Here is a 24447-nt window from a genome sequence, read left to right on the forward strand (position 1 = left end):
CTGGGTGGGCTCACGTCCCTACGAGTGTTCGATGGTCGCCGACCTGTGGACGGCCGACTTGATCGCCTGGGTGGGCTCTCGTCCCTGTCAGTGCTCAATGGTCGCCGATCGATGGACGGCCGACCGCACGTCGTAGACGCAGGCCCTGCGGGGTCGAGGCGAAACCGGCTTCGGTGAGGAACGCGGCGAAGGTGTTGCCGTGCACCGATTCGCCGTCGACCCGGTCGATGACCAGCGAATCCGCCCGCCCGGTCCGGACGAGATCGGCGAGTGCTCCGGCCGCGGCCTGCCGGGCGATGGGGTCCTCGGTGCAGGTGAGCAGCGTTTTGCCGCCACGCTCCAGATAGAGGACGAGTTCGCCGTCGACCAGTACGACCAGCGCGCCGGCTTTCCGGCCCGGCCGGTGACCGGCCCCGCCCTCGGTCTTGGGCCAGGGAAGCGCGGCGCCGTAGGGGTTGGCCGGATCGCAGGCCGCGAGGGCGACCGCCCCGCCCGCCGGGCGCCGGTCGCCGTCGAACGAGCGCAGCCGGTCCACCACATCGGTGGTGGAGAACTGGGCACCGCCGAGCGAATCGATGAAATATCCGCGGCGGCAGCGGCCGCGGTCCTCGAATTCGCTGAGCACGCGGTACACGAGTGCGAAACCGCCGGGTACGCCCTCGCTCTGCACCGAGCCCTTGGTGAGTATGCCGTAGCGTTCCAGCAGTAGATCGGCGGTGGCGTGGGCGCGGACCGTGTTGTCGGTCGCGCGGTCGGGTAACAATGACCAGCGGCCCGCTACGGTCGGCGGGCCGGACCGACTCGGCATCGCCGGCCGGGGCAGATAGGTGCGGCCGCGTGGTGCCCGCCGCGGAGTGCGGTGCGCGGTCGGGGTCCGGGTCGATCCGGACAGCCGGGCTCGGACCGGAGCGAAGGTGTCACCGGAGACCAGACCCGCCCAGACCAGATCCCACAGGGCGGCGGCGACCCCGGCGTCGTCGAGCAGGCCCGTCGCGTCCGACAGCTGACGGAAGAAATAGGCGCCGCCGCTGTGCAGGACCGGCGGCGCGGTGGGATCGGTAGCGGCGCGGTGGTCCGCCGCGGCGGTGAGCGTGAGCGCCGGGCCGGCGCCGAGAGCGGTGAGCAGTGCGAGATGGGTGTCGGTGAACTCGGGTTCGTCGGCCGGTGGGAGGGTGAGGGGAGCCTGGTCGGCCGGGTGCAGCGCGATCCAGCCGTCCTTGGCGTTGATGACGCCGTGGCCGGACCAGCGGACCTCCCCGGTGGCCATGAGCTCGTCGAGGAAAGCGGGCGTGTAATCGCGGATCCGGGCCGGTAGCACCAGCGATTCCCATGCCGATGCCGGAATCGGGACCCCGGCCAGCTGCTCCACCACCGTCGCGACGCCGTCGATACCGCGCAGTTCACCGGTGCCGATGTGCTGCCAGTCGGGCAGGAATCGGCCGAAGGTCCCGGTGGATACCGGTTCGACCTCGTGCCGGGCGGCGGCGAGACTACGCCGCCGCAACCGGCGCAGTACCTGAGCGTCGCACCATTCGGAGCCGCCGGTCTCGGGGGTGAACTCACCCTCCACCACCCGCTTCTCGGCGCCCAGTCGGTGCAGTGCCGAGCCCGCGACCGCGGTACCCAGCCCGAACCGGTGTGCGACCGATTCCGTGGTGAACGGACCATGGGTGCGTGCGTAGCGGGCCACCAGATCGCCGAGCGGGTCGGGCACCGGTTCGATGAACGCGGCCGGGGTGCCGATCGGCAGCGGGACACCGAGTGCATCGCGCAGGCGGGCGGCGTCCTCGATCGCGGCCCACCACACCTGGCCCGCATAGGACACCTCGAGCGCGCGGCGGGCTCCGGCGAGTTCGGTGAACCAATCCGCCGGGTCCTCCCGGCAGCGCTCCCGCGCTTCGGCCGCGGTGACCGGTCCGAGTAATCGCAGCAGATCCGCCAACCCCTCCATGTCCCGGGCCTGCCGTTCGGGAGTGCGGCGCTGGAGCTCCAGTTCGACCTGGGCGATGATCTCGCTGTCCAGTAGTTCTCGCAGTTCGACCCGGCCGAGTAGTTCGGCGAGCAGCGTGGAGTCCAGGGACAGGGCGGCGGCCCGGCGTTCGGCCAGTGGGCTGTCGCCGTCGTACATGAACTGGCCGATGTAGTCGAACAGCAGTGCGTTGGCGAACGGCGACGGGGTGGCGGTCTCCACTTCGACCAGCCGCACCTGGCGGCGTGCCACCCCGGTGAGCAGATCCCGTAGCGCGGGCAGGTCGTATACATCGCGCAGGCATTCGCGCACTGTCTCCAGCAGGATCGGAAAATCCGGGAATTTCCTCGCCACATCGAGCAATTGGGCCGACCGCTGGCGCTGCTGCCACAGCGGCGCGCGGCGTCCGGGGTCGCGGCGCGGCAGTAGCAGCGCCCGGGCGGCGCATTCCCGGAAACGGGAGGCGAACAGTGCCGATCCGCCGACCTGCTCGGTGACCAGTTCGTCGATCTCGTCCGGTTCGAAGACGAACAGTTCCGCACCCGGCGGCTCGTCGGTGGTATCGGGTAGCCGCACCACGATGCCGTCGTCGGAGGCGTTCGGCGCGGCGTCGACTCCGAAGCGTTCCCGCAGGCGTGCACCCACGGCCAGCGCCCAGGCCGCGTGTACCGGTAGCCCGTAGGGCGAATGCAGTACCAGCCGCCAGTCACCCAGTTCGTCACGGAAACGTTCGACCACCAGGGTCCGGTCGGTGGGCAGCCGGCCGGTAGCCGTGCGCTGATCCTCCAGCAGCGCACGGAGATTGGCGGTGGCGTTCTCGTCCAGCCCGGCGGCGGTGGTCTGTTCGGCCAGTATCTCCGGCGAGGTCTGCGAACCGGCTTTCCGTACGAATTCGCCCAGCGCGGCGCCGAGTTCGGCGGGGCGGCCGAGTGAATCGCCGTGCCAGAACGGTAATCGCCCGGGCTGTCCGAACGCCGGTGTGACCAGGACGCGGTCGTAGGTGATGTCCTCGATCCGCCAGCTGGTGGCGCCGAGGGCGAAAACGTCGCCGACCCGTGACTCGTAGACCATCTCCTCGTCGAGTTCGCCCACCCGCGAGGCCTTCTCGCCGACCATGTACACCGCGAACATGCCGCGGTCGGGTATCGCGCCGCCCGAGGTCACCGCGAGTCGCTGGGCACCGGGCCGGCCGGTGAGCGTGCCGGCGTCGCGGTCCCACACCAATCGCGGCCGCAGTTCGGCGAATTCGTCGGAGGGATAGCGGCCCGCCAGCAGATCGAGCACCGCCTCGTAGGAGGAACGGGGCAGCGACGCGTAACTGCCGGTGCCGCGCACTGTATCGAACCAGGTGTCGACGTCCAGCGGTTCCAGGGCGCAGGCCGCGACCGTCTGCTGGGCGAGGATATCGAGGGGATGCGCCGGTATCTTCAGTGCTTCGATCTGCCCGGACAGCATCCGCTGGGCGGCCACCGCGCAGTGCACGACATCGGTGCGGTGTTTGGGGAACAGCACGCCGCGCGATATCTCGCCCACCTGGTGCCCGGCTCGTCCGATCCGCTGTAGGCCGCTCGCCACCGAGGGCGGCGCCTCGACCTGGACCACCAGGTCCACCGCGCCCATATCGATACCGAGTTCGAGACTGCTGGTGGCCACCACACAGCGCAACCGGCCGCTCTTGAGATCATCTTCGATGAGGGCCCGCTGTTCTTTGCTCACCGAGCCGTGGTGGGCGCGGGCGAGCAGTGCCTCGGCGCCGTGGTTGACCTCGGTGGACGGGCCCAGCTGCGCGGGCGGGGGATGGGCGGTTTCGACGGACTCGCCGATGCGGTCGGCGTAGGTTTCGTTCAGCCGGGCGGTCAGCCGCTCGGCGAGCCGGCGCGAATTGGCGAACACGATCGAGGAACGGTGCTCGAGCACGAGTTCGACGATCGCCTCGTCCACATGCGGCCACAGCGAGCCGGGCTGGTCCGAATCGCCGGGCTCGGTCATATCCGGGACCGGGACCCGCACCGAGAGGTCGAAGGTTTTCGGGGCGGGCGGGGAGACGATGGTGATCGGCGCCGGTCCGACCAGGAACCGGCCCACTTCCTCCGGCGGCCGGACGGTCGCGGAAAGACCGATCCGCTGCGCCGGTCTCTCGGTGAGGGAATCCAGCCGGGCGAGGGAGAGCGCGAGATGCGATCCCCGTTTGGATCCGGCGATGGCATGTACCTCGTCGACGATGACCGTTCGCACGCCGCGCAGGGTCTCCCGGGCCGCGGAGGTGAGCATCAGGAACAACGATTCCGGGGTGGTGATGAGGATATCCGGCGGAGTGCGCTGCAATCGCCGGCGTTCCTGGGTGGTGGTGTCGCCGGAACGGACTCCGACGCTGATCTCCGGTGCCGGCAGCCCGAGGCGGCGGGCCGTCTGGCGCACCCCCACCAGCGGCGCCCGCAGATTTCGTTCCACATCCACGGCCAGCGCCTTGAGCGGCGAGATGTAGAGCACCGAGGTACCCGGCTCCGGCGGAGCGCCCGCGGCCAACTGATCGATGGCCCACAGGAACGCCGACAGGGTCTTACCCGACCCTGTCGGCGCGACGACCAGAGTGTGCGCACCGGCCGCGATCGCCTGCCACGCCCCCAGCTGCGCGGCCGTCGGCGCGGGGAACGCGCCGTCGAACCATTGCCGGGTGGCGGCGGAGAACTCGGTCACGGAACCCAGTGTGCACCGGGGCACCGACACGGGGGTGGATGCGCTGTGCGCCCGGCCGGCGCGGACCGGCCGGGCGCGAGAGCGGTCAGGCCGGGGCCCCGTCGACTATTTCGGGGCCCATGATGTCCGGATCGACGAATTCGGTTTCGGCGAGGTCGGGGGTGAGCAGATCGGGAGTTCTGTCCTCGCCCACGAGTCCGGTCAGCAGGACCAGGTCCTCGGTCGTTACCCCACCGACCGGCCGGAACTCCCGGCTGAGTCGGCGGCGGAGGAATTCGGTACGGGATATGCCCAGGCCATTGGCTTGCCGGTCGATCTCGTCGATAACCGCACCGGGTACGGCGCGGATCAGGATATCTGTCATCCTCGATCACCTCCTGCTGGCAGCGGGGCACGATGGACCGGAAGCCGGTGGCGTCGAGAGCCGGCTACCGGTGACAGTCCGGCGTTTCTATGCTTCGACGGTGCCTGGTGTTCGAAAACTCGACTTGATCTCCCACGGTGTCACCGAGGCGTCGCGGGCGGCGCGATTCCCGGCCGACGAACCGCTCACCCCGGCGGGGCGGGCGGCGCTGGCGGACCGGGCGGTCGAACCACCGGCGGGCGCACTGGTGCTCGCGGGCCCGGAGCGGCGGACCAGAGAGACTGCCCGATTGCTCGGGCTGGACGCCGCACCACTATCGACATTACGCGATCTCGACGCCGGTGCCTGGCGCGGTGCGGAACTCGGCCTGCCGGGGCCGGAGCAGGTGGGTCGCTGGCTGACCGAGCCCGGGTACCGCGAGCACGGTGGCGAATCGGTGCTGGACATGATCGAACGGGCCCGCGGGTGGCTCGACGAGGTCGTCTCCGAAGCGCGGCCCCATACGGTCGCGGTGACGCATCCGGCGGTGATCCGGGCCGTTCTGGTCGTCACTCTGGATGCCGCGCCGGAGTCGTTCTGGCGATTCGACGTGGCGCCGGGTGCCCGGGTCCGGTTACACCACCGGACCGCGTGGACGCTGCGGCTGAACTGAGCGGCCCGGTTCCGGCTACAGACCGACCGTGGTGCCGAAGGACAGTGGGAAATCGCGGAAGGTGATACTCGCCGGCATCGTTCCGGCAGGTAGGCCGTAGACCAGATGGGTGCCCAGCGATTCGCCCGGTTGCAGGTTGCGTGGTGCCGCCGCGGCAGCCGCGCGCTGGGCGGTGGCCGTCACATCAGGGCTGTATTTCGCGCCCGCCGTATCGTTGAGTTCCTGTCCGAGCGGTAGATAGGTCTTCGGCTGGGCCGCGATATTGCGGACCGTGAAGCTGACCACCACGAACGTCCCCTCGGCACGTTCGATCCCGACCGCGCTCACCCCGGACTCCACGTTCAGCACCGCGAATTCGAAGTTGCCGTCCCGGACCGCGACGCCCGGATCGGCCACGGTCGCGCTCGCCGGTCCGTCGTCACCGCTGAAGAATCGAATCGACCCGGCACCGGCGACCAGTGCGGCCACACACCCCCCGATCAGGACCAGGGGCACCACCACGAGCACGATCAGCCACAGCAGCAGCCGCCGCGATCGGCGCTTGCGGCGCCGGGATGGTTTCGCGACGCGGGTGCGCGGAGTGGGGCGACGGGGTGGAGGTCCCGGATAGTGGGGTGCGGGGCGGCCTGCCGGGGGACTGCCGTTGTCCCGGCCGTAGGGTGCCGGTCCGGCGATCTGCGCCGGGCCTCCGTATCCGGGCCGCATCCCGGTCTCCAACCGGGTATAGGACCTGGTGGGCGGGTAAGCGGGAGAAGGCGCCGCGCCGCCGGGAGTGTGTTCGGTGTAGGCCCGGGTCGGTCGGTACGTGGGGGAATGCGCCGGTTCGCCGGGACGGTGCTCGGTATAGGCCCGGGTGGCCGGGTGGCCGGGCGCGGGTTCGTGAGCCGGGGACGCGGGCCGGTCGTCCAATTCGTAGTGGCGCGTTCCGGGATGTTCCAGCGCCGGGACGGCGGGATCCACGGTGGTCGCGGCGCCCGTCAGGGCCGCCGCGGCGGCCCGGGCGAATTCCCCGGCGCTCCGATAGCGATCGGCGGGTTCCTTCGCCATCGCCCGTGCGATCACCCGGTCCAATTCCGCCGGAATCCCCGGCACCAGCGCGCGCACACTGGGCGGTGTGGTCGTGAGATGGTCGTGCATCTGCCGGGCCGGATCGGTTTCGCCGAACGGGCGGACACCGGCCAGGCATTCGTAGAGCACACAACCGAGGGAGTAGATATCGGCACGGGCGTCGGTATGCCCGGTGAACCGTTCGGGCGCCATGTACGCCCAGGTACCGACGGTCAGACCCGACGCCGTGAGTGCGGGGCTGTCGGCACCCTGTGCGATACCGAAGTCGATGAGGTAGGCGAAACCGTCGCGCCGCACGACGATATTGGACGGTTTCACATCCCGGTGCACCAGTCCGGCCCGATGCGCGGCGTCCAGCGCCGCCGCGGTCTGGGTGACGATATCGACGGCGCGCGCGGGCGGCAGTGCGCCGTTCGCGCGCAGGGTCCGGCTCAGGTCGTCGCCTTCGACGAATTCCATCTCGATGAACAACCGGCCATCCAGCGTGCCGTGCGCGTGGATCGGCACGATATGGCGGTCGTGTAGCCGGGCGGCGAGTTCGGCCTCGCGTTCGAATCGGCTCCGGTAGGTCTGATCGGCGGCGAGTTCGGCGGGCAGCAGCTTCAGCGCGACCCGTCCGCCCGGGCACCCACCGGCCGGTTCGGCGTGGGCGAGCCACACCTGACCCATCCCGCCCTGGCCGAGTAATCGTTCGAGCCGGTAGGGGCCCAATCGCTGCCCGGTCATGACGCACCCTTCCCAGTCACCGCCGGCCCGCGGTCCGGGCGGTCGCGGTGATCGGAGGACCCGCCCGGGGGCCGGACTGTACTCCGACCCTAATAGGGCGCGGCCGGCGAAGCCCATCCGCAGTCCGCGAGCGGCCGGAGCGAAGAAGCCACACGCTGCCGCGCCCGGCGGCCAGTGTGAGCTCACCGACCGTCCCCGCCGCCAGTCCCCATCCGAACCGGGCGCGAGCGCCGCCGCCCCGCTGTGCCAGGGTGATCGGATGGAGGCGATCGAGATCAATGCGGGCGCATGGTATCTGCGCGCCCTCCGGGCCGACGAGCGAATCGACGACCGGCCTGCGCTGGCCTCGGGCGGGATCACCGATCCGGACTACGTGGCCCGGCGGGGCGCGCAGTGGGCCGATGAGTCCCACTTCTCCTGGGCGGTGTGCGAACCGACCACCGCGGAACTGGTGGCCGAGGTCGGCGTGACACCTCGACCGGACGGGACCGCAGCCGTAGCGGGCTGGTCCCGGCCCGGCCATCGAGAGGCGCTGGACGTCGCGGCCGCGGCAGTGCGCCGATTCGCCGCGGGCGCGCTGGGCTTGCGTCCCGATCCGGTCTGATCGGTTCGGCCGGGGCCGGGGCCGGTCAGCCGAGGTCGGTGAGGACGCGGTCCAGTGCGGCTACCGCCGCGGTGAGTTCGCCGGGCTCCACGGTCAGCGGTGGCCGGAACCGGATACCGCGCTCTCCGCTGCCGATCATCAGCACTCGTTCGCGTTCGCGCAGGGTGGTGAGTACCGCATCGCGGAAGGCATTGTCGGACAGAGTGGCAGCGCACATGAGTCCCCGGCCCCGTGGTTCGGTGACGGCGGGATGGCGGTCGGCGAGTTCGCACAGCAGGGTCAGCAGCAACCGGCCCTGTTCGGCGGCCCGGTCGATCAGTCCGTCGCGCTCGATCACCTCGAGGATGCGGGTCGCCCGCACCATATCGGCGAGATTGCCGCCCCAGGTGGAATTCAGGCGCGAGGACACCGTGAACACATTGTCGCCGACCTCGTCCACCCGGCCGCCGGCCATGATCCCGCATACCTGCGTCTTCTTCCCGAATGCCACCACATCCGGTGCCAGCCCGAGTTGCCGGTAGGTCCAAGTGCTTCCGGTCATCCCGGCGCCGGTCTGTACTTCGTCGAGGATGAACAGCGCGTCGTTGGCGTGGCACAGTTCCTGGACGGCCCGCAGGAATTGCGGCCGCATATGCCGGTCGCCGCCTTCACCCTGGATCGGTTCGGCGATGAAGCAGGCGATGCCGTTGGGCCGGTCGGCGAACGCGTGCGCGGCCTGCTCGAGCGCGTGCCGCTCCGCCGCCTCGATATCGATACCTGTGCCGAGGCAGGGTGTTTCGATCCGCGGCCAATCGAATGCGGGAAACCGATCGGTTTTCACCGGATCGGTGTTGGTCAGCGACAGGGTGTATCCGGAGCGGCCGTGGAACGCGCCGGTCAGGTGCAGGACCCCGCCTTCGTGGCCGGGACGTGTAGTGCGACCGTGGATCTCGTTGTGCCGGCTCTTCCAGTCGAAGGCCGTTTTGAGCGCGTTCTCCACCGCGAGCGCGCCGCCGTCGATGAAGAACAGATGCGGCAGGCGGGGATCGCCGAGTACGCGCACGAAGGTGTCCACGAAACGCGCCATCTCGACCGTGTAGACATCGGAATTGCTCGGCTTGTTCATTGCGGCCGTGAGTAATTCGGCGCGGAACCCGGCATCCCCGGCCAGCGCGGGATGGTTCATCCCCAGGGCGCTCGAGGCAAAGAAACCGAACATATCGAGGTAATCGGTGCCGTCGCGGGCGTCCACCAGATGGCAGCCGCGGGAGGCGCGCAGGTCGAGTACCAGGTCGAAACCGTCGGCGAGCATACTGGCCGACAATGTCTCGAACACGCGAGAAGCGGGGATGCGGCCGTCTGTTCTGCCACTGCCCGTGCCGGAGTGCTCCAGTTCGATGGTCACACTCCGACGGTACGGGACCGGACACCGGCTTGTCAGGAAGATTTTCTGACAAGTCCGTAACTAAAGGGACTTGTTACGGTATCGACTACTTTTCGTAGAATGTCTGCAGGATTATGGTGCTCCGGGTTCGGACATTGGCCGTCGCCCGGATCTGCTGCAGCAACTGTTCCAGATGCCGCGGCGAGGCCACCCGCACCAGCAGGATGTAGCTCTCGTCGCCCGCCACCGAATGGCAGGCCTCGATCCCGGGCATGTTCTGTAGTGCCGCCGGGGCATCGTCGGGCTGGGAAGGATCGAGAGGAGTGATCGCCACAAATGCCGACAACAGCTGTCCCAGTGCTTCGGGGTCGACGTTCGCGGTGTAACCACGGATCACGCCGCGCGCCTCGAGCCTGCGCACCCGTGACTGCACGGCGGATACCGAAAGACTCGCCTTCTCGGCCAGATTGGACAGGGTCGCCCGTCCATCGGACATCAGTTCCCGGATCAGCAGGCGATCGATCTCGTCCAGGGCTGGTTTTGCCGGTGTTTCCGCCATCAGCGAAGGCTAACGTAGCGGACACACGGCCGGAACAGTGTTGTGAACGTTCATTCTCCGGCCCCGCAATTCGCACAGCGTATTTCGTCCGGACGAACCCGAGGAGTTCGTGATGACCGAGACCGACCACGAGACCGTCACCGCCGGATACGCCGATCGGATCGGCACTCTGCTGCGCGCACTGGAGATCGATCCACCGGCGGCCGGGGAGATGCTCGTGCACAGCCCGATCGACGGTGGAGTGCTCATCGGTCTGCGGCCCGACACCCCAGCGGAGGTCGATACGGCCCTCGCCGAGGCCGCCGCCGCGTTCGGCTCCTGGCGCCTGGTGCCGGCGCCGCAGCGGGCGGCCGTAGTACGCGAACTCGCCGTCCTGCTGCGGCGTCATCAGGACGAACTCGCCGAACTCGTCACCCTCGAAGTGGGCAAGATTCCCGCCGAGGCGCGCGGCGAGGTCCAGGAGATGATCGATATCTGCGAGTTCGCGGTGGGGCTGTCGCGCCAGCTCTACGGCTACACGATGGCCTCGGAGCGGCCGGGCCACCGGCTCATGGAGACCTGGCATCCGCTCGGGGTGGTCGGGGTGATCTCGGCCTTCAACTTCCCGGTCGCGGTCTGGGCCTGGAACACCGCGATCGCGCTGGTCTGTGGCGACACCGTGGTGTGGAAGCCCTCCGACCGGACACCGCTGACCGCCCTGGCCTGCCATACGCTGCTGCGCCGCGCGGCCGATACGGCCGGCGCCGACCGGCGGATCCACCAATTGGTCCTGGGCTCGGCCGGCGCCGGAGCCCAGCTGACCGACGACGAACGGGTCGCGCTGGTCAGCGCGACGGGTTCGGTGGCGATGGGTCGCGCGGTCGCCCCGCGCGTGGCCGCCCGGTTCGGCCGCTGCCTGCTGGAGCTGGGCGGCAACAATGCCGCCGTGGTCGGCCCCTCCGCCGATCTCGATCTGGCGGTGCGGGGCATCGTCTTCGCCGCCGTCGGCACTGCCGGGCAACGATGCACGAGCCTGCGCCGGCTCATCGTGCACTCCACGGTCGCCGATGACCTGCTCGACCGCCTGGTGCGCGCCTACCGTCAATTGCGGGTGGGTAACCCGCTCGAACCCGGCGTCCAGGTGGGCCCGCTGCACGGGCCCGATGCCTGGGCGGGGATGTGGGACGCCCTCGCCCGCGCGCGCGGCGACGGTGGTGAAGTGCTGTGCGGTGGTGACCGTGTCGAACCCGAGGGCCTCGGTCCCGGTGCGTTCTACGCCGACCCGGCGATCGTCCGGATGCCCGCCCAGACCGAGGTGGTGCGCGAGGAAACCTTCGCCCCGATCCTCTACGCCCTCACCTACGACGATTTCGATACGGCACTGGCCCTGCACAACGGCGTCCCGCAGGGGCTGTCGTCGGCGATTTTCACCACCGACCAGCGGGAGGCCGAACGCTTCCTCGCCGCCGACGGTTCGGACTGCGGTATCGCCAACGTCAATATCGGCACCTCGGGCGCCGAGATCGGTGGCGCGTTCGGCGGTGAGAAACACACCGGCGGTGGCCGCGAATCGGGTTCGGACGCCTGGAAGGCCTATATGCGCCGCGCCACGAACACGATCAACTATTCCACCGAGCTACCCCTCGCCCAAGGCATCCGCTTCGACTGACCGGACCAGGCGACCGCAGACCGGCCTCGGATCGGCACCGGCTCCGAACCTGTCACCGGGCCGGGACGAGTCACTACACGCACTCGAACGCCCGGCCGATGTGCTCGGGTCCAGCCCCGGATCTCGCCGCTGTTCCGGACGCTCCACCTCAGCAGCCGGGGTTAATAGGGTCCCGCCCGCACCGCCGAAGGCGGGGCAATCAGGCGCAGGTCCCGCCTGCACCGCCGAAGGCGGGGCAATCAGACGCAGGGTCCCGCCTGCGGCACCGAAGGCGCCGCCATGAGCTCCGCCACGACGCGGCGGCCGATCTCCATGCCGCGCGCGAGGATGCCCGGGTCGGTTTCGACGCTGCTGATATCCGGTGACCCGGCCGGTGGATGTATCTGGCACGCCGCCGCACCCATCCCGGCGATCACGCCGTCCTCCAGTATCTGCTGGCCGGGCCGCAGCTTCCACGCCCGGTAGGCGCCGGGTGCGATGAACCGCATGTAAGTGCCGCCGACCACATCGTGCAACCAGGGCGCCGGTGGACGGCGTTCGTCGGCGCGCCGGGTCCGCAGGATGAGCGCGTGCGTGGCGCCTGCCTTCAGCGCGCTGCGCACCGGGACCGTTTCCGAGAGCCCGCCGTCGAAATACCGGCGTCCGCCGAGTTCCACCGGAGGACCCGCCAGCAGCGGCAGCCCGGAAGACGCCCGCAGGGCGGTCTGCAGTGTCGCCTTGTCGACGATGAACGGGTGCAGGTCCACCGGTTCACCGGTGCGGATATCGGTGGCGATGGGGTGGAATGTGGTCTCGTTGGCCAGGATGGCCGGGAAATCCATCGGGTGCAGCCCGTCGTACACCTTGTGGACCAGATAGTTCAGATCGAAGGCGGGCCGGCCGCGCAGCATCCGGGTCGGGTCGATGGCCCGGCGCATGATCGCCGCGTCCGTCCAGGCCTTCAGTCCCCGGCCCGCCCGGCCGCACAGCAGCCAGGCCGCGTTGATCGCGCCCGCCGAGGTGCCGTATACGGAATCGAAGAGCTGGGCCATCCCGAGTTGCTCCAGCCCGTGCACCATTCCGCTGGAGTACACCCCGCGGCTGCCGCCGCCCTCGACGATGAGTACGAGCCGGTGACCGTCGGCTCGGCTACCGGATGCGAAACGGTCGCGGATCACCTCCACGACCGTCGGTTGTACTGGACTCACCAGGTCACCATACGCCGGAGCGGGTGGCGGCATTCGGCCGCGCACCCGCTCCGGAGCAGTGTGCATCCAGTGTTGGTTCACCGGTCGGTATGTCGTCGCATACCGGTCGCGGCCCACAGCGAGGCGGCCGCGGCGAGAGCCGGTTACTTGATCTCGGCGAGAACGGTGCCCTGCGTGATCGCGGCACCGGCGGCCACACTCAGCCCGGTCACCACACCGGCCTTGTGCGCGTTGACCGGGTTCTCCATCTTCATGGCCTCGAGCACCACGATCAGATCGCCCGCCTCGACGGCCTGGCCTTCCTCGACCGCGACCTTGACGACCGTGCCCTGCATGGGCGCGGTGACCGCGTCACCGGAGGCGGCACCGCCACCCGCGCCGCCCCGCGTGCGCGGCTTCGGCTTCTTGCGCACCGCACCGGCTGCCGCCGGAGCGCCGGAGCCGATCGAGAACTGACCCGGCAGCGATACCTCGACCCGGCGACCGCCGACCTCGACCACGACCTTCTGCCGAGGCTCGTCGTCCTCGTCGGCCGGGGCGCCGCCGGTGAACGGCTCGACGGAGTTCTTCCACTCCGTCTCGATCCACTTGGTGTAGACGTCGAACGACTCACCGTCGCCGATGAACGCGGGATCCTCCACGATCGCCCGGTGGAACGGGATGACCGTCGCCAGGCCCTCCACGTGGAACTCGGCGAGCGCGCGCCGCGCCCGCTCCAGCGCCTGGGTCCGGTTCTCGCCGGTGACGATCAGCTTGGCCAGCATCGAGTCGAACTGGCCGCCGATCACGCTGCCCTGCACCACGCCGGAGTCCACGCGCACACCCGGGCCGGTCGGCTCGGAGTAGGCGGTGACGGGGCCCGGGGCGGGCAGGAAGCCACGGCCCGCGTCCTCGCCGTTGATCCGGAACTCGAAGGAGTGACCGCGCGGGGTCGGATCCTCGGTGAGTTCCAGCTTCTCGCCGTCGGCGATCCGGAACTGCTGGCGGACCAGGTCGATACCGGAGGTCTCCTCGGTGACCGGGTGCTCGACCTGCAGGCGGGTGTTCACCTCGAGGAACGAGACGGTATCGCCCTGCACCAGGTATTCGACCGTGCCGGCGCCGTAGTAGCCGGCTTCCTTGCAGATGGCCTTGGCCGACGCGTGGATGCGGGCGCGCTGGTCGTCGGTCAGGAACGGAGCGGGAGCCTCTTCGACCAGCTTCTGGAAGCGGCGCTGCAGCGAGCAGTCACGGGTCCCGGCGACGATCACGTTGCCGTGCTGGTCGGCGATGACCTGGGCCTCGACGTGGCGGGCCTTGTCCAGGTACTGCTCGACGAAGCATTCCCCGCGGCCGAAAGCGGCGACCGCTTCGCGGGTGGCCGACTCGAACAGTTCGGGGATCTCCTCGATGGTGTGCGCGACCTTCATACCGCGGCCGCCGCCACCGAACGCGGCCTTGATCGCGACCGGCACGCCGTACTGCTTCGCGAACTCGACGACCTCGTCGGCGTTCTGCACCGGGTCCTTGGTACCCGCGGCCATCGGCGCCTTCGCCCGCTCGGCGATATGGCGCGCGGTGACCTTGTCACCGAGGTCGCGGATGGACTGTGGGGACGGGCCGATCCAGATCAGCCCGGCGTCGAGGACGGCCTGGGCGAAGTCGGCGTTCTCGGAGAGGAAGCCGTAACCCGGGTGGATGGCGTCCGCGCCGGATTTGGCGGCGGCGTCCAGGATCTTGTCGAAGACCAGGTAGGACTCGGCAGAAGTCTGCCCGCCGAGGGCGAAGGCTTCGTCGGCGAGCTTGACGAAGGGTGCGTCGGCATCGGGTTCGGCGTAAACCGCGACACTGCCGAGACCGGCATCCTTGGCCGCCCGGATAACGCGCACGGCAATCTCGCCTCGGTTAGCTACGAGTACCTTGGTAATCCGCGCGCTGGCATGGCTGGGCACTGAGCCTCCTGTGTGCAATCTCTTTGTTCGCTGTGCGGGATGGGCCGCGCTTCGGCTCCGCTCCCGCGGATCGGGGTCCGCTGTCCGGCTTCCGAAGAGAATCGGATCGCTTGGTGGGGCTCCGGGTCCGTGGGTTCGGATCCGCTACGCGGGCTCCGCGCCCGTGGTCGACACTAACTGTCTCGGGGCGAGTGTAGGCAGTCTGCCAACAAAGGCGGAACTCGGATAGGGCTACCGGGGAGTAGGTCCCAGATCACAATGCTCCCCGAGTGGGTATGTGGAACACTTCGCGACCCCGAAACGCGCTGATCGCCCGAGTTCACCCGAGTCGCCGGTGCCGGAACGCCACTCACAGCCCGCCGGTGGCGATCGGCATCCGGACCGAGTTGCCCCACTCTGTCCACGAGCCGTCGTAGTTGCGCACGGATTCCCGGCCCAGCAGGTACTTCAGGACGAACCAGGTGTGGCTGGATCGTTCGCCGACCCCGCTGTAGACGGTGAGGGGGCCCGCCTCGATATGGCCGTAGATGTCGTCCAGTTCGGCGCGGCCGCGGAATCGGCCGCCGGAGGTGAGGGCGCTGGTCCAGGGGATGTTGACGGCGGTGGGGATATGCCCGCCGCGCAGGGCCGTGCCGGTGCCGCCCTCGCTGGGGTCCCCCGCGTACGCGTGGGGCGAGCGCACGTCGATGAGTGGGTCGCCGAGATGCTCGAGAACATGCTCACGGAAGGCCCGGAACTTCGTATCGTCGCGTTCGGTGTGCGGGTACCGGCTGCGGGAGGGCTCGGGGGTTTCGAAGACGGTGTCGCGCCCCTCGCCGATCCACGTGTCGCGGCCGCCGTCGAGCAGGCGGACGTCCGCGTGGCCGAACATGGTCAAAACCCACAGCGCGTGCGCGGCATGGGAGTTACCGTCATTGCCGTACAGCACGACGGTGTCGTCGTGTTCGACGCCCTGGGAGCGCATGAGTTCGGTGAACCGTTCGCCATCGATATAGTCACGGGTCACCGGGTCGTCGAGGTCGCTGCGCCAGTCGAGCTTGCTGGCACCGGGAACATGGCCTATGCCGTAGAGGAGGACGTCGGCATTACATTCGATGATCTTCAGTCCGGGCGTGCCGAGGTTTGCCGACAGCCATTCCGTGGTTACCAGACGGTGTGGGTAAGCATAGGAGGCGAAGGCGGGATATGGGTCCGGGGCGACGGGCACGTTCGGGTTCCTTCACAGGAGGCGGGCAGTGCTGACGACAGGTTCGAGCCGCACTGTGGATAGTAAGTGTGACTTGACGTGAACTTGTTGGTGAGCACAAAGTCGGTGCAATGGGCGATTTAGTCGCACATATTTCCGATAAAGTCTCCCCGAAGGAGGGGTGAGCTATGTCTGATTCTTGGCCGCGGCGGCGCCTGCTCGCGATCCTCCGCGGCGCGAGCGAGCCCCTCGACGCACAACAGCTGGCGCAGATCACCGGCCAGCATGTCACCACGGTGCGATTCCATCTCGATATCCTCACCCGGGAGTCGCTGGTCCGGCAGTTCCAGCAACCGCCGCGCGGTCGCGGGCGACCGCGGATCGGGTACAAGGCGGTCCAGCGGACCATCGGGTACCAGGATCTGGCGCAGGTGCTGGCCGATCAACTGGGACCTGACGCGGAACGACAGGCGGCCGCCGGTCTGGCCGCCGGCCGGGCCTGGGGAGACAAGCTCGATACGGCCGGGGAGCCGGTCGAGTCGCTGCGCGATGCCAAGGATCGCGTCGTCTCGTTGATGTCGGAGCTGGGTTTCGCTCCCGAACGGGACGGACGCGAGGCCACGCGCGACCCGGAGGAGGGCGCGGTGGTCCGCCTGACGGCGTGCCCGCTACGCGATCTGGCGCGGACTCACACCGAAGTCGTGTGCGGGGTACACCGGGGGCTGCTGGCCGCGCTGCTGGAGCGTTCCGGGGCGCAGGGCACGGTCGAGGCCGAACTGGTGCCGTTCGTGGCCGAGGAGATGTGTGAGGTGCACTTGCGGCGGGTCGCTCCGCCATCGGATCGGGTCCCGGGCGCGGAATCGGCCGAAGCCGCCGCGCGCCGGCGGCCGCAGCCCGGCCGGATCGATCCGGCCGCGGGACAGGCGGCGCGGTTGTCACGGGTCTCCGGTCAGACGGTGCCGCCGGGCAGTCAGCTGCCGCCCGCGTCCGCCGCACTGGATTCCGATCCGTTCCCGGCCGCTACCGGGCCGCTGGCACCTGCTGCCCGGCAACAGGGCGGCGGGGCGCTCCGTGGCACTCCGCCCTCAGGGGCGGTCGGCCCACAGTTGGGCGACACCGACGCCAACTTCCTGGAGCAGTCGGCGCAGCAGTGGTAGCCCGATGCCGACCACGCTGGAAGGATCGCCGTCGATCCGGTCGACGAACCAGCCGCCGAGGCCGTCCAGGGTGAACGCGCCTGCCACCTGCAACGGTTCGCCGGTGGCTATATAGGCGTCCAGTTCGGCGGGATCGGGTTTACCGAAGTGCACGGTGGTGGCACTGCAATCGACGGCCTCGGCGGTGACGGCACCGCCGCGCAGGCGCAGCACACAGTGTCCGGTCACCAGATCGGCGAAATGACCGGCCATCGCCTGCCAGCGGGCCAGCGCCACCTCTGGCGTATGTGGTTTGCCCTGCAGCTCACCGTCGATCAGCAGCATCGAATCGCAGCCGACGACGACGAGATCGGATTCCCCCTCGGCGGTGTCACCGCTCAGGGTGGCCGCGACGGCCCGGGCTTTCGCCCGGGCCAGTTCGACGACCACTTCCCGCGGCCCGGTATCGGCCGGTAGGGCCGCCGCTACGGCGTCCTCGTCCACATCCGATACCCGGACGATCGGTTCGATGCCGGCGGCGCGCAGCACCGACCGGCGGGCAGGTGACGCGGAAGCGAGTACCAGCCGGGTCACGTCTGGAAATCTCCTGGAGTCGGTGTCAGAACCGCAGATGCGACAGCTGCGGATAGGAGTACGGCGAGAACGGGGAGTTACCGCGGTGCAGCAGCGTCGCTTTGCCCCACAGGTCCTGCGGGCCGGAATCTGCGGGGGCGCCACCCGCGGCGGCAGCGGTGAACACGCATACCAGCGCGGCGATCTCCGCGTCGGTGGGCGCACCCTTCTCGATCACGAAGAACGGCTTTTCCCCGTTCGTCGCGGCGGCAGTGCCCGCGTCGGCTTCGGTCGCGGTATCGACCGACACATCCCTGGTAGCGAGGTCCAGTTCAGCTGCGGCCAATACTTCTTCTTCTGCCACGATCGTCACAGTGCCAGATCCTCTCTCTTACCTTGATCGGGCTCGCGCGTTTCCGCGCTGCCGAGGCGATCTTCTCTCACCGATCGCATACCCGAAATCAGTGTGCGGCCTACTGAGCGTATCGCCGGATCACAGCGGGATGTTGCCGTGTTTCTTCGGAGGCATGGTCACCATCTTCCGCTCGAGCAGCCGCAGCGCGGAGACGATCTGGCCGCGAGTGTGCGACGGAGGGATCACCGCGTCCACGTAACCGCGCTCGGCGGCCACGTACGGATTGACCAAGGTGTCCTCGTACTCGTTCTGCAGTTCCAGACGCAGTTTGTCCACGTCGGACCCATCGCGAGCGGCCTCGGCCAGCTTCTTGCGGTACACGAATCCGACCGCGCCGGAAGCACCCATCACGGCGATCTGGGCGGTGGGCCAGGCCAGGTTCACATCGGCGCCCATATGCTTGGAACCCATCACGTCGTAGGCGCCTCCGTAAGCCTTGCGAGTGATGATCGTGATTTTGCCCACAGTGGCCTCGCCGTAGGCGTAGAGCAGCTTGGCTCCGCGCCGGATGATGCCGTTGTATTCCTGGTCGGTACCGGGCAGGAAGCCGGGTACGTCGACCAGGGTGATGATAGGGACGTTGAACGCGTCGCAGGTACGCACGAAGCGCGCGGCCTTCTCCGAGGCATCGATATCGAGGCAGCCGGCGAACTGGGTCGGCTGGTTGGCGACGATGCCGACACTGCGGCCGTCGATCCGGCCGAAGCCCACGATGATGTTCATGGCCCGCTCGGCCTGGATCTCGAGGAACTCGTCGTCGTCGAGCAACCGGCGGATGACCTCGTGCATGTCATAGGGCTGGTTGGGGGAATCCGGGATCAGCGTGTCGAGCTCGAGATCCTCTTCGGTCAGCGATTCCTCGATCGCGCCGTTGATCGGATCCGAGGCCGGGAAGCGCGGCGCCTCGGCGCGGTTGTTGCTCGGCAGATAGGACAGCAGATCCTTGACGTAGTCGAGGGCGTCCTGCTCACCGGAGGCCACGTAGTGCGCCGAACCCGACTTCACCATGTGGGTGTGGGCGCCGCCCAGTTCCTCCATGGTGACCTCTTCACCGGTGACAGTCTTGATGACGTCCGGGCCGGTGATGAACATCTGGCTGGTCTGGTCGACCATCACCACGAAATCGGTGAGCGCGGGGGAGTACACGTGCCCGCCCGCCGCGGCGCCCATGATCAGCGAGATCTGCGGGATGACGCCGGAGGCCTGGATATTGCGGTGGAAGATCTCGCCGTAGAGGCCGAGCGAGACCACACCCTCCTGGATGCGGGCGCCGGCGCCCTCGTTGATACCGACCAGCGGCCGGCCGGTCTTGAGCGCCAGATCCATGACCTTGACGATCTTCTCGCCGTAGACCTCGCCCAGGCTGCCGCCGAACACGGTCACGTCCTGGCTGAAGATGCACACCTCGCGGCCGTCGATGGTGCCGTAACCGGTCACCACGCCGTCGCCGAGCGGGCGCTGCTTGTCCAGGCCGAAGTTCACGCTGCGGTGCCGGGCCAGGGCGTCGACTTCGACGAAGGAACCCTCGTCGAGCAGAGCGAGAATGCGCTCCCGCGCGGTCATCTTGCCCTTGGCGTGCACCTTGTCGATCGCGGCCTCACCCATCGGATGCTGGGCTTCTTCCAGCCGATTCCGCAGGTCAGCCAGTTTGCCGGCGGTGGTGTGGATATCGGGCGCACCTGCCGAATCCGGCGTGGGCTGCTGCTGGACACTCGTCATGGGTCGGAGTCTAACCAGAGCCGCAGCGCGCTGTTAACCCAGATCTGGCTACTGGTGAGTAGACCCTGGTCGAGAAAACCCCAGGTGGACACGTCGTCGCCGGTTCATATGTGTACCGCGAATCGCGGCGGCGGAATACCCGACGCGCGACGGTGAACCGTCACAAGACTAACCCGGCGCGGCTGCGTGCGCATGCCGGGAATTAAATCGCTTTCCGATGACTGGACTGGGCAATACCCTTGTAGCAGGCCACTTTTGGAACACAGAGGGGAGGTGGCCTGCTATGTGGCATTGGACAACTCGAACAGGCAGTTTCCCGGAGGCCGTGGCGTTCACCCGGGTTACGGAGCCGAAGCCGACCATCACCGAAGCAGTCGCCGAGACCGAGGCCGGAACCGAAGAGACCGAAACCGTGGAGAACGACACGCTGTGTGAAGTTTCCCGGCCCATCGGTTACGACCTCGCCGGGTAGTACCCGGTGGTCACCGCACCCGCCGTGCGTTGACCACCGGACCGGCCCAGTAACCTGCCCTCGTGCAGAGGCCACCGTTGGACGTCGAATATCTGCGGCGAGCGCTGACCGGGACCCCGGAACTGGCGTTCTACACCGGAATCGACGTGATCGAATCGACCGGATCCACCAACGCCGACCTGATCGCCCGCGCCGCGGACCCGGAGATCGACCGCGTCGTACTCGTCGCGGAAGCCCAGCAGAGCGGCCGTGGCCGCCTCGCCCGCGCCTGGGCGAGCCCGCCGCGCGCCCAGATCGCCCTGTCCCTGCTCATCCGGCCGGACGGGCTCGAACCCGAAACCCTCGGCTGGCTGCCGTTGCTCACCGGCATCGCCGCGGTCGACGCACTCACCACCACCGCCGCGGTCCCCGCCGCGCTGAAATGGCCCAACGATGTCCTGATCGAAGGCCGTAAGGTCGCGGGTATCCTCGCCGAAGTCGCCGCCGGGGGTCCCCGCCCGGCGATCGTGGTGGGAATCGGTATGAACGTCAGCCTCACCGCCGGCGAACTCCCGGTCCCGCATGCCACCTCGCTGCTCCTCAGCGGCGCCGCCGATACCGACCGCACCCGCCTGGTGCTGGCCTTCCTCACCGAATTCGCCCGCCGCTACACCCAGTGGCAGGGATCCGGCTGGGCGAGTAAACCGCTCGCCGATGCCTACCGGGAACGCTGCGCGACACTGGGCTCCCGGGTGCGGGCGGAACTGCCGGGGGGTGGGGTGTTGACGGGTATCGCCCGCGATATCGACTCGGCGGGTCGGTTGCTCATCGATGATCGAGCGGTCGCGGCCGGGGATGTGACGCATCTCCGGCCCGGCGATTGAGGGCTCCGGCCTGGGTTGCGCCGGTATTCGAGGTTCTTGTCGGGATGCGGAATCCTTCGGATGACCGACCGCTGTGAATTCTCTCCGCGACCCGCTCGGATCGGGCATTTCGGCTGTGTTCGGGAGTAGTGTGCGGCCATGGGTTATCCGGAGGATGCGCTGGCGCCCGACGAAGAGTTGATCCTGCACACGCACCCGCATTGGAAGATGCTCTTCTGGCCCATCGTCACGTTGATCGTGGTGACGGCGGTGGCCGGGTTCCTGGGTGGTCTGGTGTGGCGCACCGCGGACGAATCGATGCGGTCGATCCTGCTGCTGGTGGTTCTGGTGGTGTGGCTGCTGATCCTGGCATGGCGAAGTATCGCGCCGATCGTGACCTGGAAGTCCACCCATTTCATCGTCACCGACCGACGAGTGCTGGTCCGCGAAGGTGTGATGACGCACACCGGCCTCGATATCCCGATGAGTCGGATCTCCAGCGTCCAGTTCCGGCACGGGCTGGTCGATCGGATGTTCGGGACCGGGGAGTTGATCATCGGCTCCTCGTCCGAAGAACCCCTCGAATACAGCGATATCCCGGATGTGGAGCAGGTCCACGCGCTGCTCTATCACCAGGTCTTCGAGGCCGCGCCCCGGTACGGCGGCTTCTGAACCCGGTACCTGCGGGCGTGAGGCGGCGGGGTCCGGGGCGGCGGACCGTAACCTTGTCGCATGACCGCCGTATTGCTGGGCGAAGACGACGAAGCCATCGCGGCGCCGCTGTCCCGGGCGCTGGGCCGCGAAGGGTATTCGGTGACCGTGGAGAACTTCGGTCCCGCGGTGTTGGACCGGGCGTTGGAAGGACACCATGATCTGCTGATCCTCGATCTCGGCTTGCCGGGAATGGACGGGCTGGAGGTGTGCCGGCAGGTGCGAGCCCGGGGCGCCGAGATGGCGGTGCTGATGCTCACCGCCCGCACCGACGAGGTGGATTTCGTGGTCGGGCTGGACGCCGGCGCGGACGACTACGTCGGTAAACCGTTCCGGCTGGCCGAACTGCTCGCCCGGGTCCGTGCTCTGCTGCGGCGTAGCGGGATCGGCGACGACACGGTGGAGGTCGGGGGGATCCGGCTGGAACCGGCGGCACGGCGGGTGCTGGTCAACGGAGTGGAAGTCGGGTTGGCGAACAAGGAGTACGAGCTGCTCAAAGTATTGATCGACCGGGCCGGTCAGGTGGTGCCCCGCGAGACGATCCTGCGCGAGGTGTGGGGTGATGCGGAACTGCGCGGATCCAAGACGCTGGATATGCATATGTCGTGGTTGCGGCGCAAGATCGGGGACGAGGGCCCGATGGCGGAGCGCCGGATCGTCACCGTGCGCGGTGTCGGTTTCCGGTTGAACACCGACTGACGTGCGACGCCGGATCCTGCGGTCGATGCTGACCGTCCTGATGCTGACCACGGTCGTACTCGGTGTGCCGCTCACCTATACCGCCTGGCTGTGGGTGGAGGACATCACCCGCAACGATCTACGAAGCCGGCTGGAACTGATCTCCGCGGAGGTCATCGGCCAGGAGCACGGCAGCGGGGTGATCAGTGGCGGGCTGGATCTGCACACCGTGCAGCCGCTGGTGCCCGAGGGTGGTCGGCTCACGGTCGTCTATCCGGCGCCGGAGGATACGGCGGTGAAGGTGGAGGTCGGGTCGTCGACTATCGACGACCCGCTGGTGGAGTCGCTGTCGATGGGCACCGATGTATCGCTGCGACTGGAGGTGCCCTCGACCCCGATGGAGGCCCGGCAGCGGCAGGCGGTGGCCGGGGTGGCTCTCGCTGTCGCTATTTCGCTGGGAGCGGCGATCACGGTTGCCATTGTCACCGCGCGCCGGGTCGCCGACCCGATCCGCGATGTGGCCGCGCGGGCGGCCCGGCTGGCAATGGGTGACTTCCGCCCAGATCCGCGCCGTCACGGTATCGCCGAACTGGACCGGGTATCCGATGTGCTCGATTCGGCGACTGTGGAGATCGCCGGCCGCCTGCAACGCGAGCACGCGCTGGTGGCCGATGTCTCGCATCAGTTGCGCAGCCGCCTGACCGCGGTCCGGCTCCGGCTGGACGAACTGTCCGCGCATACCGACCCGGCGGTGGTGCACGAGGCCGAAGAAGCCATGGCCCAGGTCGATCGGCTGACCGAGGCCATCGATGATCTGGTCCGGGCCTCGCGCGACGAGGACGCCACCGACCGTGATCCGGTACCGGTGATGGACGAACTCCGCGGCATAGTCACCGAGTGGACCCACCCGTTCCGGGAGGCCGGCCGCACCCTGCACCTGACCGGTGACGAATCGCTGCGCGCCCCGATCTCCGGTTCCCGGCTACGGGAAGCGGTGACGGTGCTGGTCGACAACGCGTTGATGCACGGCGGCGGAACCTGTGTCGTCTCGGTGCGCACCGTGCGCCCGGGGCAGGATCGGGAACCGCTGGTGTGTGTACAGGTCGCCGACGAGGGCGAGGGGGTCAGCGACGATCTGGCGCCGCATATCTTCGACCGCGGCTTCTCCGGCGCGGGATCCACGGGTGTGGGGCTCGCGCTGGCGCGGGCTCTGATCGAGGCGGACGGGGGCCGGTTGGAGCTACAACGCCGCCGGCCCGCGCTTTTCGCGGTGTTCCTCGGGAAACCGCTGGCCACACGGGTGGAGAACCGGGTGGTGGGGGAGCCGCGGTAGTGGTTGCGCCCGCCGGGGTTCAGCTGCCGAGCCGGCGCCGGTCGTGTTCCTCTTCGACGTATTCCTCGAGCTTCTCGAGCATCTGGTCCACCTCGTCGGGGAAGACCCAGCGTCGCATCGCCCAGTACCGGAATGCCATCTGCAGCAGGTTGCCGATGATGTAGGCGCTGACGAAGTCGGCGATGTTCTCCACCATGAAACTGACCGTGGGCTGGTGCAGTTGGAAGGCGTAGCGGGAAAGGTAGAGCGGCAGCATGCTGAGCACCACACCCACCCCGCTGACCGCGAAGAACAGCAGTGCCTCGTGATGGCGTTCCCGGCCGCCGCGATTCTTGAACGACCATTCGCGGTTGAGGATGTAGGACGCGATCACCGCGATCACTCCGGAGATGATCTTCGCGGTGACCGGCTTCTCCTCGAGAACCGTCCACTTCAGCATGTAGAAGATGCCACCGTCGATGACGAACGTGGTCGCTCCGACAATGGCGAACTTGATGAGCTCGCGTTGGCGGAAGGCGATCTCCTGGAGGGGCCGCGGGAGGACGCGAACCACGTCGTCGACGAATGACACAAGACCGGAGCATACCGCCAGCCGGTGTTCGCGCAGGACGTGA

General features: G+C 68.5%; 21 protein-coding genes. 9 read left to right on the top strand and 12 right to left on the bottom strand.

Translation table 11 applies throughout. The features are described 5' to 3' along the window. Positions 1-94: 94 nt before the first annotated feature. The gene (locus IEY68_RS21805) at positions 95-4666 is read right to left on the bottom strand and encodes an ATP-dependent helicase (RefSeq protein ID WP_189094432.1); all 4572 of its coding nucleotides are present in this window, start codon (positions 4664-4666) and stop codon (positions 95-97) included. Between the two features lie 85 nt (positions 4667-4751). Continuing rightward, complete coding sequence (gene vapB, locus IEY68_RS21810) at positions 4752-5030, bottom strand: type II toxin-antitoxin system VapB family antitoxin (RefSeq protein WP_062998758.1); 279 nt, start codon at positions 5028-5030, stop codon at positions 4752-4754. A gap of 100 nt (positions 5031-5130) precedes the next feature. Here vapB and IEY68_RS21815 point away from each other — a divergent pair, with 100 nt between their 5' ends. Beyond that, entirely contained in the window at positions 5131-5682 is a 552-nt protein-coding gene (locus IEY68_RS21815) for a histidine phosphatase family protein (RefSeq protein ID WP_062998756.1), read from the top strand. 15 nt (positions 5683-5697) lie between these two features. Here IEY68_RS21815 and IEY68_RS21820 read toward each other — a convergent pair whose 3' ends face one another. Then, complete coding sequence (locus tag IEY68_RS21820; RefSeq protein WP_189094433.1) at positions 5698-7476, bottom strand: serine/threonine-protein kinase; 1779 nt, start codon at positions 7474-7476, stop codon at positions 5698-5700. A gap of 259 nt (positions 7477-7735) precedes the next feature. Between IEY68_RS21820 and IEY68_RS21825 the strand changes: the two genes are divergently transcribed. Then, positions 7736-8080 carry a hypothetical protein gene (locus tag IEY68_RS21825; RefSeq protein ID WP_062998752.1) on the top strand — a complete coding sequence of 115 codons (345 nt, stop codon included), beginning with the start codon at positions 7736-7738 and terminating at the stop codon, positions 8078-8080. Positions 8081-8105: 25 nt separating this feature from the next. On the opposite strand, the gene lat is transcribed toward IEY68_RS21825, so the two are convergent. Further along, positions 8106-9464 (bottom strand): L-lysine 6-transaminase, encoded by a 1359-nt coding sequence (gene lat, locus IEY68_RS21830; RefSeq protein WP_062998750.1) that lies wholly within the window; start codon positions 9462-9464, stop codon positions 8106-8108. Positions 9465-9549: 85 nt separating this feature from the next. After that, complete coding sequence (locus tag IEY68_RS21835) at positions 9550-10002, bottom strand: Lrp/AsnC family transcriptional regulator (RefSeq protein ID WP_062998742.1); 453 nt, start codon at positions 10000-10002, stop codon at positions 9550-9552. 112 nt (positions 10003-10114) lie between these two features. Here IEY68_RS21835 and amaB point away from each other — a divergent pair, with 112 nt between their 5' ends. After that, entirely contained in the window at positions 10115-11650 is a 1536-nt protein-coding gene (amaB, locus tag IEY68_RS21840) for an L-piperidine-6-carboxylate dehydrogenase (protein WP_189094434.1), read from the top strand. A gap of 239 nt (positions 11651-11889) precedes the next feature. On the opposite strand, the gene IEY68_RS21845 is transcribed toward amaB, so the two are convergent. The 3 genes from IEY68_RS21845 to IEY68_RS21855 form a co-directional block, all read right to left on the bottom strand. Next, positions 11890-12837, bottom strand: coding sequence for a patatin-like phospholipase family protein (locus IEY68_RS21845; protein WP_229718909.1), 948 nt, complete (start codon positions 12835-12837; stop codon positions 11890-11892). Positions 12838-12980: 143 nt separating this feature from the next. Further along, the gene (locus tag IEY68_RS21850; RefSeq protein ID WP_062998738.1) at positions 12981-14768 is read right to left on the bottom strand and encodes an acetyl/propionyl/methylcrotonyl-CoA carboxylase subunit alpha; all 1788 of its coding nucleotides are present in this window, start codon (positions 14766-14768) and stop codon (positions 12981-12983) included. Between the two features lie 349 nt (positions 14769-15117). Next, the gene (locus tag IEY68_RS21855) at positions 15118-15975 is read right to left on the bottom strand and encodes a sulfurtransferase (protein WP_062998736.1); all 858 of its coding nucleotides are present in this window, start codon (positions 15973-15975) and stop codon (positions 15118-15120) included. Positions 15976-16142: 167 nt separating this feature from the next. Between IEY68_RS21855 and IEY68_RS21860 the strand changes: the two genes are divergently transcribed. Next, entirely contained in the window at positions 16143-17111 is a 969-nt protein-coding gene (locus tag IEY68_RS21860; RefSeq protein WP_062998734.1) for a helix-turn-helix transcriptional regulator, read from the top strand. Here the strand turns inward: IEY68_RS21860 and IEY68_RS21865 are convergent. From IEY68_RS21865 to IEY68_RS21875, 3 genes are all read right to left on the bottom strand, one after another. After that, on the bottom strand, positions 17040-17684 hold the full coding sequence (locus tag IEY68_RS21865) for a Maf family protein (protein ID WP_062998732.1): 645 nt from the start codon (positions 17682-17684) through the stop codon (positions 17040-17042). The two genes, IEY68_RS21860 and IEY68_RS21865, sit on opposite strands and share 72 nt — an antisense overlap. A gap of 25 nt (positions 17685-17709) precedes the next feature. Then, positions 17710-18036 carry an acyl-CoA carboxylase subunit epsilon gene (locus IEY68_RS21870; protein ID WP_062998730.1) on the bottom strand — a complete coding sequence of 109 codons (327 nt, stop codon included), beginning with the start codon at positions 18034-18036 and terminating at the stop codon, positions 17710-17712. Positions 18037-18156: 120 nt separating this feature from the next. Further along, the gene (locus IEY68_RS21875) at positions 18157-19797 is read right to left on the bottom strand and encodes an acyl-CoA carboxylase subunit beta (RefSeq protein ID WP_062998728.1); all 1641 of its coding nucleotides are present in this window, start codon (positions 19795-19797) and stop codon (positions 18157-18159) included. Positions 19798-20080: 283 nt separating this feature from the next. Here IEY68_RS21875 and IEY68_RS21880 point away from each other — a divergent pair, with 283 nt between their 5' ends. The 5 genes from IEY68_RS21880 to IEY68_RS21900 all read left to right on the top strand — a co-directional run bounded on the left by IEY68_RS21880 (position 20081) and on the right by IEY68_RS21900 (position 23833). Further along, complete coding sequence (locus tag IEY68_RS21880; RefSeq protein WP_189094435.1) at positions 20081-20269, top strand: hypothetical protein; 189 nt, start codon at positions 20081-20083, stop codon at positions 20267-20269. Between the two features lie 62 nt (positions 20270-20331). Beyond that, complete coding sequence (locus tag IEY68_RS21885) at positions 20332-21132, top strand: biotin--[acetyl-CoA-carboxylase] ligase (RefSeq protein ID WP_062998726.1); 801 nt, start codon at positions 20332-20334, stop codon at positions 21130-21132. A 138-nt stretch (positions 21133-21270) separates the two neighbouring features. Further along, on the top strand, positions 21271-21783 hold the full coding sequence (locus IEY68_RS21890) for a PH domain-containing protein (protein ID WP_062998716.1): 513 nt from the start codon (positions 21271-21273) through the stop codon (positions 21781-21783). A gap of 60 nt (positions 21784-21843) precedes the next feature. Further along, positions 21844-22521: a response regulator transcription factor gene (locus IEY68_RS21895; RefSeq protein ID WP_062998714.1), complete on the top strand. Its 678-nt coding sequence runs from the start codon at positions 21844-21846 to the stop codon at positions 22519-22521. 1 nt (position 22522) lies between these two features. Then, positions 22523-23833: a sensor histidine kinase gene (locus IEY68_RS21900; RefSeq protein ID WP_062998712.1), complete on the top strand. Its 1311-nt coding sequence runs from the start codon at positions 22523-22525 to the stop codon at positions 23831-23833. 19 nt (positions 23834-23852) lie between these two features. Here IEY68_RS21900 and IEY68_RS21905 read toward each other — a convergent pair whose 3' ends face one another. Continuing rightward, positions 23853-24404, bottom strand: coding sequence for a GtrA family protein (locus IEY68_RS21905; RefSeq protein ID WP_062998710.1), 552 nt, complete (start codon positions 24402-24404; stop codon positions 23853-23855). Positions 24405-24447 lie beyond the last annotated feature (43 nt).

Origin of the sequence: Nocardia jinanensis (genome assembly GCF_014645735.1) — a bacterium.
Classification (GTDB): Bacteria; Actinomycetota; Actinomycetes; order Mycobacteriales; family Mycobacteriaceae; genus Nocardia; species Nocardia jinanensis.